Source organism: Vibrio nitrifigilis (genome assembly GCF_015686695.1).
Lineage (GTDB): Bacteria > Pseudomonadota > Gammaproteobacteria > Enterobacterales > Vibrionaceae > Vibrio > Vibrio nitrifigilis.
The window spans coordinates 2389952-2404662 of sequence record NZ_JADPMR010000001.1; the positions used below are offsets into that span (position 1 = coordinate 2389952).

General features: G+C 43.0%; 14 protein-coding genes. 9 read left to right on the plus strand and 5 right to left on the minus strand.

Annotation, left to right across the window (positions count from 1 at the left end; all coding sequences use genetic code 11):
• The first annotated feature begins 35 nt into the window (after positions 1 to 35).
• From I1A42_RS10545 to I1A42_RS10570, 6 genes are all read left to right on the plus strand, one after another.
• Positions 36 to 989 carry an AEC family transporter gene (locus I1A42_RS10545; RefSeq protein ID WP_196123459.1) on the plus strand — a complete coding sequence of 318 codons (954 nt, stop codon included), beginning with the start codon at positions 36 to 38 and terminating at the stop codon, positions 987 to 989.
• Between the two features lie 9 nt (positions 990 to 998).
• Entirely contained in the window at positions 999 to 1625 is a 627-nt protein-coding gene (locus I1A42_RS10550) for a malonate decarboxylase holo-ACP synthase (RefSeq protein ID WP_196123460.1), read from the plus strand.
• 10 nt (positions 1626 to 1635) lie between these two features.
• Positions 1636 to 2559 carry an ACP S-malonyltransferase gene (locus I1A42_RS10555; protein WP_196123461.1) on the plus strand — a complete coding sequence of 308 codons (924 nt, stop codon included), beginning with the start codon at positions 1636 to 1638 and terminating at the stop codon, positions 2557 to 2559.
• 37 nt (positions 2560 to 2596) lie between these two features.
• Positions 2597 to 3532, plus strand: coding sequence for a LysR family transcriptional regulator (locus tag I1A42_RS10560; protein ID WP_161157979.1), 936 nt, complete (start codon positions 2597 to 2599; stop codon positions 3530 to 3532).
• 211 nt (positions 3533 to 3743) lie between these two features.
• Positions 3744 to 4055 (plus strand): hypothetical protein, encoded by a 312-nt coding sequence (locus I1A42_RS10565; protein ID WP_196123462.1) that lies wholly within the window; start codon positions 3744 to 3746, stop codon positions 4053 to 4055.
• Positions 4056 to 4678: 623 nt separating this feature from the next.
• The gene (locus I1A42_RS10570; protein ID WP_161157976.1) at positions 4679 to 5944 is read left to right on the plus strand and encodes an MFS transporter; all 1266 of its coding nucleotides are present in this window, start codon (positions 4679 to 4681) and stop codon (positions 5942 to 5944) included.
• Positions 5945 to 6039: 95 nt separating this feature from the next.
• Here I1A42_RS10570 and alsS read toward each other — a convergent pair whose 3' ends face one another.
• Both alsS and budA read right to left on the minus strand, forming a co-directional pair.
• Complete coding sequence (gene alsS, locus I1A42_RS10575) at positions 6040 to 7743, minus strand: acetolactate synthase AlsS (RefSeq protein ID WP_196123463.1); 1704 nt, start codon at positions 7741 to 7743, stop codon at positions 6040 to 6042.
• A 29-nt stretch (positions 7744 to 7772) separates the two neighbouring features.
• Complete coding sequence (budA, locus tag I1A42_RS10580; RefSeq protein ID WP_196123464.1) at positions 7773 to 8558, minus strand: acetolactate decarboxylase; 786 nt, start codon at positions 8556 to 8558, stop codon at positions 7773 to 7775.
• Positions 8559 to 8656: 98 nt separating this feature from the next.
• On the opposite strand from budA, the gene I1A42_RS10585 reads away from it, so the two are divergent.
• Together I1A42_RS10585 and I1A42_RS10590 are read left to right on the plus strand one after the other, a co-directional pair.
• A complete protein-coding gene (locus tag I1A42_RS10585) occupies positions 8657 to 9553 on the plus strand; it encodes a LysR family transcriptional regulator (RefSeq protein WP_196123465.1) in 897 nt (298 codons plus the stop codon).
• A 200-nt stretch (positions 9554 to 9753) separates the two neighbouring features.
• Entirely contained in the window at positions 9754 to 10836 is a 1083-nt protein-coding gene (locus tag I1A42_RS10590) for an alpha/beta hydrolase family protein (RefSeq protein ID WP_196123466.1), read from the plus strand.
• Here the strand turns inward: I1A42_RS10590 and I1A42_RS10595 are convergent.
• Positions 10833 to 11591: a DUF481 domain-containing protein gene (locus I1A42_RS10595; RefSeq protein WP_161157971.1), complete on the minus strand. Its 759-nt coding sequence runs from the start codon at positions 11589 to 11591 to the stop codon at positions 10833 to 10835. The two genes, I1A42_RS10590 and I1A42_RS10595, sit on opposite strands and share 4 nt — an antisense overlap.
• 246 nt (positions 11592 to 11837) lie before the next feature.
• Between I1A42_RS10595 and I1A42_RS10600 the strand changes: the two genes are divergently transcribed.
• Complete coding sequence (locus I1A42_RS10600) at positions 11838 to 12446, plus strand: thioredoxin-like domain-containing protein (RefSeq protein WP_161157970.1); 609 nt, start codon at positions 11838 to 11840, stop codon at positions 12444 to 12446.
• Positions 12447 to 12486: 40 nt separating this feature from the next.
• On the opposite strand, the gene I1A42_RS10605 is transcribed toward I1A42_RS10600, so the two are convergent.
• Both I1A42_RS10605 and I1A42_RS10610 read right to left on the minus strand, forming a co-directional pair.
• The gene (locus I1A42_RS10605) at positions 12487 to 13377 is read right to left on the minus strand and encodes an aconitase family protein (RefSeq protein WP_196123467.1); all 891 of its coding nucleotides are present in this window, start codon (positions 13375 to 13377) and stop codon (positions 12487 to 12489) included.
• 341 nt (positions 13378 to 13718) lie between these two features.
• Positions 13719 to 14669, minus strand: coding sequence for a LysR substrate-binding domain-containing protein (locus tag I1A42_RS10610; RefSeq protein ID WP_161157968.1), 951 nt, complete (start codon positions 14667 to 14669; stop codon positions 13719 to 13721).
• Positions 14670 to 14711: the final 42 nt, after the last annotated feature.

Here is a 14711-nt window from a genome sequence, read left to right on the forward strand (position 1 = left end):
CTCAGAGCTATGCTGCCCTTTAAGGTAAAATAATTATGTTTCATGCTGTACTTAATGCCATTGCCCCTATATTCGTTGTTTTAGGTTTGGGTTATTTTTGTGGCTACCGCAAAATTGCGGACAATAAAAATGTCTCTGTTTTAAACGTGTTTGTCATGCGCTTTGCACTGCCAACTGCTCTATTTACCGCAACTTGGCACACTCCTGTCGCTGGTTTTATCGCGAAACTGCCATTGATTGCCATTTTAGTGTTAGCGATGTGGATTCTATGGGGATTCACTTACTACATTGCGCGTAAAGTATTTGATAAAGAGCCCGCTCAAGCGGCTATTTATGCTCTGACTATTTCCTTACCTAACTATGCCGCTCTGGGCGTGCCAATTTTAAGCGAAACCATCACAGGCGCGAGCGGCAGTGATATTGCTCTGAACGTAGCAATCTCTATCGCGTGTGGTTCTATCTTCTTATCACCACTGACGTTGATGGTATTAGAAAAAGAAACCAAAGCAGAATACAAAGAGGCATCAATGGGCTCATTGGTTGTTCCTTTGCTTATCAAAGCGCTAAAAAACCCTATCGTGCTATGGCCGATTCTAGGTACTATTTTCTCTTGCTTTGGTACGACAATGCCTGACTTACTGACTCACGCCTTAAAACCTCTAGCTGCAGCTGCAGGCGGTGGTGCTCTATTCCTTACTGGCTTGATCGTTTCTGCCCGCAAACTGAATATAACCGGCGCGGTTATCTTCGGCTTCATTTTGAAAAACTTAGTTCAACCGATTATTGCTTATGTGATTGCAGTGGCCTTTGGCCTACCTGCGACCCTACTGGCTGTCTCAGTGTTCTTAATTGCTTTGGCAACAGGTTTCTTCGGTGTGATGTTTGGTAACGGCTTTGGTGTACAAGATGAAGATTCAGAAGGTACTCTACTGCTATCAACCATTCTATTCGCGATTACTATGCCAATTTTTATGTACTTCTTACTGTAAGAGGTGATTATGCAACTCGTCTTTCAACCACATGATTTACTATGGGTTAGCAAACTCGATGATGACAATGAACAGCCAGACTGGTTTGATCATCATGATCTACTTCACCGCCCTGTAGTCGTAAGACGAGAACCGACTCCTGCCGATCGCATTGCGATCGGCATTCGTGGTTTTAGCCGCTCGCAGCGACATGCGAGTTACGTTACTCCGGACTCAGTCTCTCGTGTTGTGACTCCAGAACAAATTGCATCACAGCAGAAATGGCATGCGAGGCAAACACAGCACCCATTGCCACATTGGGATACATTAACTCAAGTCGCGAATATCATGAGTCATGTTCACCTAACGTGGGGAATTACTGGCAGTTTAGCTTTTGAATTAGCCACTGATATTGAAACCGCTCACCTCAACAGTGATATTGACCTGCGTATTCTCAGTCATGAGCCTCTAGACAAATCATATTGTCGCGATGTCGCTATGCAGTTAAGCAAATTAGAGCAACGTCCGGATATTCAAATAGAGACCCCATATGGCGCATTTGCGATGAACGAGTGGCTGAACGCTGATGGCAGTATCATGATGAAAGGCCAACACGGTCCCTATTTAACTCTCACTCCCTGGCAACCTCAAGATTAAGGAGCTTATCGTGGCAATACTCTTCACTTTCCCTGGCCAAGGCACGCAAAAGGCAGGCATGCTAACGGATCTGCAACAATTTCCCATCGGACAACAACTGCTCAATCGCGCCAGCCATCATTTAGGACAAGATGTCTTAGAACTCGATAACGAAACAGCATTGTTGAATAACCGTAACACGCAAGTGGCGCTCACCATATGCAGTTATGCCTATGCTCAAATTTTGCGTGATCTGGGCATGAAACCTGAGTATGTACTTGGTCTATCAATTGGTGCTTTTCCTGCGGCCATCAGCGCGGGCATCATTAGCTATGAACAAGGTTTAGATTTAGTCACTCGCCGTGGTGAGTTGATGGCTAATGCTTATCCTGAGGGCTATGCCATGGCAGCGGTCATTGGCTTACCACTGCCGACTCTAAAACAACTCTTAGCTGATGCGACAGAGCAAGGTCATGTGGTTTATATCGCCAATATCAATACCGAATCGCAAGTGGTAATTTCAGGACGAGTGGATTCATTACAAGCCGTTTGTGACCTTGCTCTAACCAAACAAGCGACCAGTGCGCGCTTATTGAAAGTCAATGTGCCATCACACTGTGCGTTATTAGCTAATCAAGCAGAACAATTTTCACATGCCTTTGAATCGCTCGAGTTTAAGCGACCTAACATCACCTATGTGAGTGCGAATGCCGCCCGCGTATTGGTGCCAGTTGAGCGTATTCGCGATGATTTGACCCACAATATGGCGCGTCAGGTTCACTGGTGGGAAACCATCGCGATGCTCAAAGAACGTGGCGTAACATTAGCGATTGAAATGAAACCTGGCAGTGTTCTAACAGGGTTGTGTAAAGCCAGCATGCCCGATACTATTTCGGTCGCTGCTGAGTCAGAAAATCTGGCTAATCTTGCAGCACTCGCGCGTAAATATGGCTAAATTTACGCTAACAACAACGTTCAGCCAGTGAGCAAGCATGAATAGACGTATTCCAACTACCATTAAACGTTTGGAAATTTTCATCAGTTACATGGAACAGAACAATATGGGTCAAGTGGCAGAAGCCATGGACATCAATACGCTATCTGTGTATCGATCTATTCATGCTCTGGAAGAAGATCTCGGTTGTGTATTGTTTGAAAAACGTGGCCGCAGTTTGGTGCCATTAGAATCGGCGAACATTTTATATCAGCAGTGCGTGTCAGCATTAAGTGATCTATCGCGAGCCATAGATAACACGCAAATATCTGCGGGCATTACACCCAAAAAAATTCGCGTAGGTTCGGTTAACTCTCTCACAGTTGATCTCGTCCCTCACCTATTAACGGCCTATAAAGAGCGCCGCCCAGATGTGCAGTTAGAGTTTCATTCCGGTTCAAATAGTGAATTAGTGGAAAAACTCAAGCGATCTGAACTTGATGTCTTGATGGTGTATGGGGATCATCATTTAGAAAATAGCCCTCATCATACCGCGATGAAACTGTTTGATGACATGTTGAGTTTCACCATTGCGCATTGTGGCGAGCAACCGGGTAAGTCTGAGGTACCAATTAAAGCGGATTACTTAAAAAAGCAATCGTATATGACTCTGACTAAAGGATTTGGGCTACGCGAAGCGTTTGATAAAGTCATCGCAAAACTCGATAGTAAGGTCGATATTCACTCTGAGTTCTCTAGCATCTTTGGTCTAAGTTTTGCTCTTAAGTCAGGCGCTTACGCCGCTTTGCTTCCATCTCGACTTGCAGAGGTGTCCCATCAAATCGGCCTTGAGTTTTACCCTCTATCCCCAGAGTTAACGGAATCTCATGGCATTTATTTACTGATGAACCGAGCGAGTGAACATAACCCTGCAATTCGCGCGTTAATTGCTGAATGCCGAATGTACAGTTTGCGCTGGCAGAAGTCTTCATAAGTAATAAAACAGCGTTCTTTACTCATAGATAGTGATCTATCGTCCATCCTGTAACATTGGTCTTTTTTCGCACAAAAAATAACCAACGGGGATTCAGCTATTTACTCTTTTGTCATTTTTTAGCGTGAGCTAGTTATCGAATAATTATTGGCCAGTTGCCTACACTTTATCGTGTAACTAACGCACGTCTAAGTCTTGGAGGATGACGACTATGATGTCCACCCGCAAAGAATACGTTTTACAGGATAAAAACCACTTCCACGCTCACATCGAAGTGACTCGGTGCGGAACAATAGCGATTGATATTCCAGAAACCCAAGAACATTTCGAGACTGAGTTAGACTGTATTGAGTGGCAATCCAAAAATGGGGCTTCCTGTTTGATTTGTGTCAGTGAAACTCAAGCCAAAAAGAAACCAGTTACCACCTCGCTCGTGCTCCACAAAAAGGATGCGCGAGATTTAGATAAACTCATCGCTGAGGCTGAAGAAGATTACGAGCTGTTGATGAACGATCTGCTGTAATGATTCCCCCCTTAACAAGAACATACGACTGTAATAGTTTGACTGTGATTCAGGGCACTGACTCACAGTCTTTTTTTTGGCCACTTTTTCTATACCCAAATGACCTCAAGATGCAGGATTCAGAGCTTCATCAACGAGCCTAGGTCAAGCTCAATCACGGCAGGAATGGTCATTCCCTTTTAACGTGATTGGGCGCAGAAATAGGTTTGTTGATGAGTTCCCGAAGGGCGAGTTTTATTCGCTCCTAGGCTGTGTTACTGATTTTCTACGTAGAATGACTATGTCTTCAAATCAGTGCCTTGCCTAAGAGCGAATACATTCTCGCTGAAACAGCATCTTGAGGTTACTTGGGTATATAACTCATGAATACTTTTCATCTGATCCGCTGAGTAAATAACCACAAGACCACTCATGACTCTTCGCGTATGATTACCCTTTTTAGGTAGATAGTTCTGGAAATTTTGTCTTGAATTCGGTATATCCGTACTACCTGTGTAAAACTCAATCAGTTTAATATCGAAAGCCGTAGTCGATAATACATTGTTTAACATGCCTTTATGGTTGTTATGGAACGAATACTTATGGTTATTTTGATAGCTAAACATAATAGCTAGGAAGCGCATATGCTGCGACGAATACAAGAAACACTTTCCATATATAAAGATCTCCCTAGAGACATTTACTTTATCGCCCTATCCCGTTTTATTCTCGGTCTTGGTAATTTCATCATTCCTTTTTTGGTTTTACTGCTTACTCAAAAGCTTGGGTATTCAGAAGCCATTGCCAGCACTTTTGTGATGATTGTGATGACTGCATTTATGATAGGTGGCGTCTTCGGCGGGAAGCTTGCTGATGCCTTTGGTCATAAAAATATTATGGTGCTGGGTGAATTGATTGGTGGCACTATTCTGTTTGTTTGTGGTTTTTTCCCCGAACATCATTACCTTGCTCCAGCCCTTATTTTAATCGCTTATCTTTTTGGTGGCGCCTCAGTACCCGCAGGGAATGCACTCGCTGCGAATCTCTCAAATACCAGCAATCGTTCAGCCGTTATGTCTCTCAGTTATTTGGCTTATAACGTGGGCTCTGCTGTGGGCTCTTTGGTTGCAGGTTACCTATTCTGGTATAGCAGCTCTTTGATTTATTGGGGTAACGGACTGGCGAGTGTGATTGGTATTTTATTGGTTGCTTGGTTCGTCAAAGAACCTAAATACACGAAACCTATGCCAACACCAGAGCGCGAGGACCTTGAATTAGAATTCGATCCTGAGCAAGATGCCGAAGGCAGTGTATGGCAAGTGTTGAAAGAACGTCCTCACCTGTGGGTGTTTGGCATAGCCTGCACGTTACTCTATATCGCTATTACCCAAATGACCGTACTCGCACCACTCTATATGGCGCACCTATTTGGCAAAGAAGGAGCCGTTGTCTTTGGTCAACTCATGACCATTGCCTGCGTTGCGGTGGTTGTGCTCACCCCTATTTTGGTGAAAGTTACGCATGGACAAAGCGAGTTGAAAAGCCTATCGATTTGCGGGGGGTTACTGGCTGGCGGATATTTAGTGGTCATGAATTTTGATTATGTGCCAGTCTTCTTCTTTGCATGGTTAATTTTAGCGGCCGCTGAAGTGCTATTAGTGACTAACGAAAATGTCTATATCGCTAACCAGTCTCCACGTAGCCACCGAGGAAGGATCAGTGGCGTGATTAATACTATCAAGAATATTGGTATGCTACCTGCGTATGTCGTGATGGGCATTATGGTGCAAGGTATCGGCTATTCCATGACATGGAGCTGTATTATCGCGATAGCTGTTTTATCAAGCCTCATGTTGCTCTTTATGAGCAAACGCCAACACTCAAGCGTAGCAGCCGTTCAGGCTCATTAATGGCGCATAGCCAAATGGCCCCAATTTAAAAAAGCCCCAATAGTTCACCAACTATTGGGGCTTTTTTTGCCTGCTTATTTCACGTGCTGATTATACTAAGCAAGGACACTTTCTTGTCCGGCAAAAACCGGATCACAATGATCAGCGCCACGTGCTTTTAGCAGCTTGTAGTTATCACTGTAATCGACAGGAATAGCCACAACCGCTGGGCCTTGTACATCCATGGCCGCTTTTAACGTAGTCGCTAATTGATGTTGCTCAGTGACAGCATAAGCATGAGCACCAAAAGATTCCGCGTAAGCGTTAAAATCAATCGGACCAAATTTCACACCAGAATGACGGCCGTATTTATTCACTTCTTGGATTTCTACCATGTTGTATGCGTTATCCACCCACACAATGTGTACAATATTACAGCCTAAACGCACCGCAGTTTCTAGCTCCATACTTGATTGCATGAAACCGCCGTCACCAGAAACAGAAATCACCTTCGCACTTGGGTTTAATAAGCTAGCACTGATGGCCCATGGTAATGCCACCCCCATGGTTTGTTGCCCATTAGAAATCATCATTTGGCGCGCACGAAAACATCCCATATAACGAGCAAGCCAAATGTGGAAACTCCCCATATCCAAACATAATGTCATATCTGGGGTAATTAATGACTGCATCACTTTGATAATACTTAATGGATGAAAACCACGAGCGCTCCAAACGGATGGATACCCTTTTATCAACTGACGACGATGAGCGACTTCTTCTAAAATAGACAGGCTCAGTGGTGATAAACGGGAATAGGAAGACATTCGGTTCGTCATTTGTTCCACTGATGTCGCGATATTACCAACCAATTCTATTTCTGGTTGATAATGCTGTTGATACTCCGCAGGTTCAATATCTAAATGAATGATCGGGCAATCTTTGGTGTTCCACAGGTCTGGATCATATTCAATCGCGTTAAACCCAATAGTGACGATCAAATCCGCTTGTTTTAACAACACATCACCAGGTTGATTGTTAAACAAGCCGACTCGGCCCGCAAATCGATTGTAGTGATTAATATTTAATGTACCAGCAGCTTGATACGTGCCAACAACGGGTAATTGAGTTTTCTGCAAAAAGCGGGTGATGGCTAACGCGTTTTCTTCCTTACTGGCATGCAATCCCGCAAGGACCACCACATTGTCTGCCGCTTCAATGCGTTTTACTGCTTCATCGATTGCAGTAATATCAGCCGTCCCCATCGGTACATATCGATTAGGTATGATGACATCGTTTTCTGTTTGATCACTTAATACATCTTGCGGCAAACTCACAAAACTCGCACCAGGACGTCCAGTTTCCGCCGCGCGTACTGCATTCGCGATCATTTCTGCCGCTGCATCAACATGCTGAATTTCTGCACAATATTTGGTAATAGGCCTAAATATACCTACAGTATCAAGGCTTTGGTGAGTTTTACGTTGCTGGTCAGTACGTTTAACCGCACCGCCTAATGCCAACATAGGATCACCTTCCGAGTTGGCGGTCGCGACACCAGTCACCAAATTACCGCACCCCGGACCAGAAGTGACCATAGTGACCCCGGCTTTACCCGTTAGACGCCCAATAGCGCCAGCCATAAATGCCGCATTGGCTTCATGACGAACAGGAATTAAATTAATATTGGTATCGTTAATCGCATCAAATAGACGATCAATTTTTGCACCTGGAATACCGAATATATATTTAGTACCCAATTGTTCTAATTGTTGAGCAATTAAATCAGCACCAGTTCGAATTGAAGATTCTTTTTTCATCTTTTTATCCTTAACATAAATCAAAGCTATTATTTTTCTGTTTTTTCTATAGCTTGACGAATATCGTGATGTGATAAATCAGCATCTAAAAATTGTTCAGTTGTAGGAATATCAATATTTAATTTCGATACCACCCCAATTTGCAAAAAACCTGACGTTATACGGTAATCCTGAATATGGCCGCCACCTTTACGATCATTAGTAATAAAATGCTCATGATAACCAGGTACATTAATACCAGTGGTATATTGAGGGCTTCTAAAACCTGCGATAGCGCCTTTATGTTTACGAAAATTAAACGTTGGCTGCTCTTTTACCACTTCTAACATTGGTCGATAGGGCGCTTCTTGACGTGGTACGGTTCGAGTCCTAACATAGTCAAATGTCCCGTCAACTCTTACCGCACAGAATAAGTTATCGGATGGCACCATTTGATCGATTAGCTTATGCAATTGTTCTCGAGTCAATGATTCGGTAATGGGTAATTCAATATTCGGTTTAAAATGAGTCATCACTGCAAATGGTGTTTTTTGTGTCATTTGAGCTTTATGTGCTGACCCATCCTGTTTTAATTGGAATACTTTATTATCGAACGCAATTAATTCACCATCTAAGTGATCAAATGTTCCTAAACCAAAATCACCGTGTTCTAATAATTCTTCAACTGTGGTTGAACCATCATAGACACCAGCAATTAACGCGCTCATTAATGAAGTCTGATAGATCTCCCCACGACCGGTTAATTTGTGATATTCAGCGAATTCTTTTGCCACATCGAATGAACAAGTACAAAGAGAGTTGTAGATTTCACACATGATATACACCGTTACTGTATTGAACTTATGCAATAAGCATGGAATCTGTAACACGTAAAATCTAATATAAAATTCATTTATTTCGATATGAAAAAAATATGGAACTACGCTACTTAAAATATTTCGTTACCGTGGCACAAACGCATCACTTTACTCGAGCTGCGGAGCAACTAGGCATTGCTCAACCCCCACTTAGCCAACAGATAAAAAAGTTGGAGCAGGAAATTGGGGCGCCTCTGTTCGACCGTTCCTCGCGGAAAGTAGAGTTGACCAAGGTGGGTGAAACTTTTTACGTCGATGCATTGAACATTCTTAATAATGTTGAACAAGCCAAGGCAAAAGCAAAGCAAATGGCGCGCGGTGAGAATACGGAAGTGCGGATTGGATTTGCCACATCGACAGCAATCTGTAACCAAGTGTTATCGGTAATGCGACAATTAAGAGAGTACTTTCCAGAAGTGAATTTTGTCGGAGTAGAGCTTCCGATGCATAAACTCGTTGAACAGCTAAAAGAAAAACAGCTTGATATCGCCTTTAAACGTCTACCTTGTTACGCCTGTGAACAATTGGAAAAACGAGTGCTGTTCGAAGAACCGTTCATTGCCGTGATCCCTTCAACGAATCCTCTCGCTCAACGAAAACATATCAGCTTAGACGAGCTCAGCACCGAACGACTACTGCTCTTTCCCCGTGAAACAGGCCCAGCTCTTTATGATGAAATGACGTCACTATTTACCCATCGTGGCATTGCCATCAATAGCCAATATGCCGCACCACAGTTACGCTCTGCGGTTGCAATGTCACAAGCTGGGTTTGGTATAGCCATTGTTCCTCGCTCCCTCGCAGAGCACTTGGATGATTCCGCCCGTTGTACAGAAATTGATGATATGCCATTGGTGAGTCAGGTGGTAATGGCTTGGGAACCCAGCAACTTCAATCACCAAGTGCGAAAGATAATTCAACGCATTTCAAAATATCAGGATGGCCATATCTAAACATCGCTACCTAAGTAACCTGTTCAGTGCTCAAACTTGCTGATTAAACGGAATTTTTGTAGTGTTTTGCGTCAGACTTACTGTTTTATGACCTATTAATACTTTTTGTGGCCCATCAACAGCTAGGATTATACCCACTGTTTACGGAAAACAGTCTCTCCCTTTAGCCAACATTTTTAATCATTTTTCAGGAAGGCGCGATGAATAACGTTAAGCTAAAACGATTAACGACGCTTTTACTGTCAACGACAGTATTAGTCAGCCCCATTAGTTATGCTGATAAAGGCCAAACGGCATCATCCTCACCATCGTTTGCTGCAGATTTTCATCCTGGTTTAAATTTTGGCGGTTTTGGTGGAGGAAAATGTCAGGCAACAAAAACCCCGGTGATCTTTATTCACGGCGCGGCAACAACGTCGAGTAATTGGCTCGTCAAACCGACAGGTCCCAACCTGGCACCAAACGCAGCATCGGTTTACCAAACATTTAAAGACAATGGCTATAACGATTGTGAACTGTTTGCCGTCACCTACACCTCTCACGAAGAACAGGTAAACCCAGAAAAAAACCAACAACAGGTTGAAAAATACAACCTTCTATACGATTTCATCCGCCGAGTTCGTCAATATAGCAATAAAAGCCAAGTCGATATTGTCGCCTATTCACAAGGCGTCTCGTTAGCGCTCGCGACTTTTGAATATAAAAGTGCGTGGGGATATGTGCGCCGCTTTGTCAATATTGCCGGACCAATGCGTGGTTTACCAGCCTGCAAGGGAGTCGGTCCAGCTGATGATAAATTTCCTATTTGTCATGCGCAAAGTTTAGAGAACGCCTTTGTGTTTGGCCTGTTCCCAAGTGAAGACAGTTGGAATGGCTATAACGAATGGACATCCGATTCAGGACAAAAAAGCTTACGGGCAATGCCAAAACATGAACCGCAAGTACAATTTTATACCATAGATGCAGGAAATCAGGACGCAACACTTTGTCCATCAGTCGATAAACACGACTGTGCATTGAATGCGACGTTTACCAATAGTAAAAATGTACTCGCACAACTTAATATCGGTGAGGGTTCTAAAGCGACTCAATCAGCCATCACGCAGAATAAAGAAGGCAGCCAATCGCTCGGCGGGGATAAAGATGGCGTCGGCCATTATCGTGTCATGACCAACGCCGGATCGATTGTATTGAATATGTTGACCTCAGAGTGTCAGGGTGCCGACTGCGCTAAGGGCTATCACGGTTCAGTTATCGATCAAACCAAAATATCAACGCCTTAAAAGGCGTAGGTGATACTGATCGTACTATACAGCTCATCGTGGTCATCATCTGAGGCCACGTCTGTATTGTAGATATACTCACTATCAAAGACTAAAGCCACGTTATCGACCAGTTTATTAGTCAAATTCGCGCCTAGTGTATAGGTCGTATTCGATTCACCATAATCGACATCAGCACTACCGCCAACTGATAGCGCGTCAGTTAACTGCGATTTACCGTTAATGAAGGCGTTGACGATCACATCTTCTTCCACTTGATTTGGGTAGTCATCATCAAAATCCTGACGTTTGGTGTACCGATAACCCGGACCGCCACCGATATTAAGTTCCGTTTTCTTGGTCGCGATTAACGCTTTTTGGATACCGACGGTCACATCATAGACATGCCGATAGGTTTCGTATTGGTCATGTTTATATTCATTGTCGATATAGGCGTCATACCCTTCCCCACCTTTTAAGGCGTAAGAAAACTTGTAATTTAAAGTGTATTTATTCACACCATCATCGTCGTCTTTCGCGTTGGTGTAATAAGTACTGCCATTAAATTCGTGGGTAAAAGGTTTCTCGTTGTATTTTAAGCCAATACCAGAGTTTAGGGATGTGGAAGATGAGGATGTTTTTGAATAGATAAAGCCTAACTTCGCGTTGCCACTGAGTTTATCCTTATCATCATCTTGCGTTGATTTATCTGCTGCTACTGCCTGAGAAGCAATAAGCAGCAACCCGAGTACCGGGATCACTCCATGCGTTTTCATTAATAACCTCTATATTTCAAACCCATATAACACCCTATTCCATTGGCCTCATATGCATGTCAACATGCCGTTAACAGCAAGTCATGTCAATATTATCAATAGGACTCAAGCTATTGAGGACCTTAAACAGATAAGAATGATCAATAATTAATTCATCAACTATAGGCTTACGACATACACAGAATTAAATTGGTCTTAGGCCGAGCAAATTTGTACAATACGGCCCCCATCTAGTTTGAGATCAGCATGACGTACTTAAGTTTTATCAAGCACAACAGCATCATTATTTCTACCATTGTTATCTGCGTCCTACTTGTGCTTTATATTCTTAAAGGGCTTATAGTTAAGCGTAACTCCTTATTTAAAAAAATCAGTAAATTCATACTGATATTAGTCTGCATTATGGCAATCAGTATCGCTATTGACGCGTGGCATGATAAAACCATTCCTCTTGATCACCATAACGCTATCCATATGGAGAATATTGATGGGCAGGAAGTCAATATTGCAGCCCTAAGTCAAAAAAGGCCGGTCATCCTGTATTTTTGGGGAAGTTGGTGTAATAGCTGTCGATTATTAACACCGAGTGTGGAATGGCTGAGTTACTATTATCCTACAGTTGGGGTTGCGAAAATGTCTGGAGATAATGAAGCCATGCGCCGTTATCTCGACGATCATTATTTCCATTTTTGGATTGTTAATGATACGAATAATCATCTAAGCCAACGGTGGCATGTTAAAGACGCCCCTACCACTTTGATTATCTACCGTAATAAAGTCCGTTTTGTATCAAAAGGGATTTTGACCCCAATCGGTCTATGGGCGAGAGTTTGGCTGGCCAAACAGCAAAAATAACAGGGTGAAAATATAGTAGAGAATCGTTGTAGAAAGGATGCTACAAACTGCCACGCAATGCTGCAGACATCACCATTCTATGGCTCATAAGGTAAGACTCTCCTTTGGGCGCTGCGATTTGGGCTAAATCAAAACTTATTGCACATTGCTTCATATCCACATTTTGATAGTAGTAAAGCGGCAGTTCATCAATTAAGCAATATTGGCAGCCACTGCTAAGAAGCGCATCAACCAGTCCCTCTTTCTCAGCTTGTAGCATCAATTGCAGAGACTGAAATACGATAACGGTTTGAATACCTATAGTGACCTGTCTCCCTGCAATAAATTCTTGCAGTTCGCGTAACTGTTGCAGAGGGGAAAACATAGCAGTACCGATAAAAGCATAATCAAGTTCTGTCGGTAAGAGTTGTTGATGCTCACCAGTAGTAATACTATTTTGCTGTGGAATGATGACGGGCTTAACAGCACTACTATTCACAATCAATTCTTGACCTTTTTTCAAGCCCGTCGCAAATCGATTACGCCATTGCGTTGCACTAAATTCAGCAATCGAAATGTTGCTTGGCCGGCGAATATCTTGTTCACAATGAAACACTTGGCCATCAGCTTCAAATGCTGCACCTTTGAGCCCGCCTTCTATTGCCATTCTGCACATTGCCAAGCAAACACTGGTATCCCAATGCTGTAGCGTCGTTCCGCAAAATAATACAATGGTGCACGCTCTTTGTTCGGCTGTAAAATTAGCCACAGTGACCATCACCAGATCTTGCCACGAGCTTCCCTGAGTCAGCTCTCCTTCAAAACAACAACGCACTACCGAATCTAACTTTTGGGAAGCCGTGTGTTTGGCAAAACTGGCCCAAGGTAAGACCTGGTGACTGGGTCTAACGCATTGCTGCGTCGTATTTTGCTGACTATGTAATAGCGTCATTCACTATGCTCCGGTAATCCGTCCCGATATGAAGTTCAATAATAAGGAGAACCTCTCCATACTAGTGAACAAGAGCAAGGATTCAAACTCCATAGCGTGTTAACAATAAACACGATTTGGAAATAATTATAATATTTAACAAATTTTAAACAACAAAGTGTGTCTAATATTAAATCCTGATCATATCTATGGGCATTATTTAAATTATCAGTAACCATAGTTAAAATAAGAAATCTATTATGAAATACAATTGATATCGGGTTAATTAGTGCAACAAATTATTACGTACAATATACCCAAATCACCTCAAACGCGGGATTCAGAGGGAATTTAGAGATGCACTAATCCTTGTCGGCTTTATCTGCCGTGTAAGAAAAAGCTTGGCAACCTCGCTGCAAAAATTCAATGCAAACTCTCAATTTAGCTGATTCTGTCATTCGGGTTGGATAGATAGCCCATATGTCGGCAGTCTGAAAATAATCGGGTAATATTTGTACCAATTTGCCTTGCGCCAGATCCTCAGCAATGTCCCAATAGGAACGTAAAATGATCCCTTGGTCATGCAAAGCCCATTGGCGCACAATGCCCCCATCGTTGGATGACAAGGCACTATTAATCCGTACCGCGATTTTTTCACCATTTAAGGTTTCCAGATTCCAAATCCCATTCATGGTATTTTTTTCTTTCAATACCAAACATGAATGTTGATCTAAATCGTCCAGTGTTTCAGGCTCGCCGTGTTCAGCCAAATATTTCGGGCTAGCGCATAACATACGCAAATTTTTCGCCAGACATTTACCGATGTGATGCTCCGGTAAATGGCCCCCAACCCGAATTTCCAAATCGTAGCCAGATTTCACCAAATCCACCGGTTTGTCCCCCACATCTAGGCGAATATCAAGCTGAGGATAGGCTTTGGCTAGTTTAGAAAGTATTGGAGCAACTTTTGCCCGGCCAAACCCAAAGCTAGTACAAATAGCGAGCTCACCACGCGGAACATATTTCGACTGGGACAAGTCATCAACCAACTCTTCCATATTGTCTAGTATACGAATCGCTCGATTAAATACACGTTGACCATCTTCGGTGAGCACAACTCGCCGAGTCGTTCTATGTAACAGCCGAGTATTGAGCGTTTTTTCGAGAATTTGAATCCGTTTACTCACATAAGCAGGAGAGACACCCAGCTCATCCGCCGCCATAGCAAAACTTTCTTGGCGAACGACAGTGATTAACACATTAAGATCTTGAGGGAGCGGAAAGTTATCCCGCACAGAAATTTGCGATTTCATCAATATACAGTGTACGTATACACCCTTTCCTAAACGATAAAC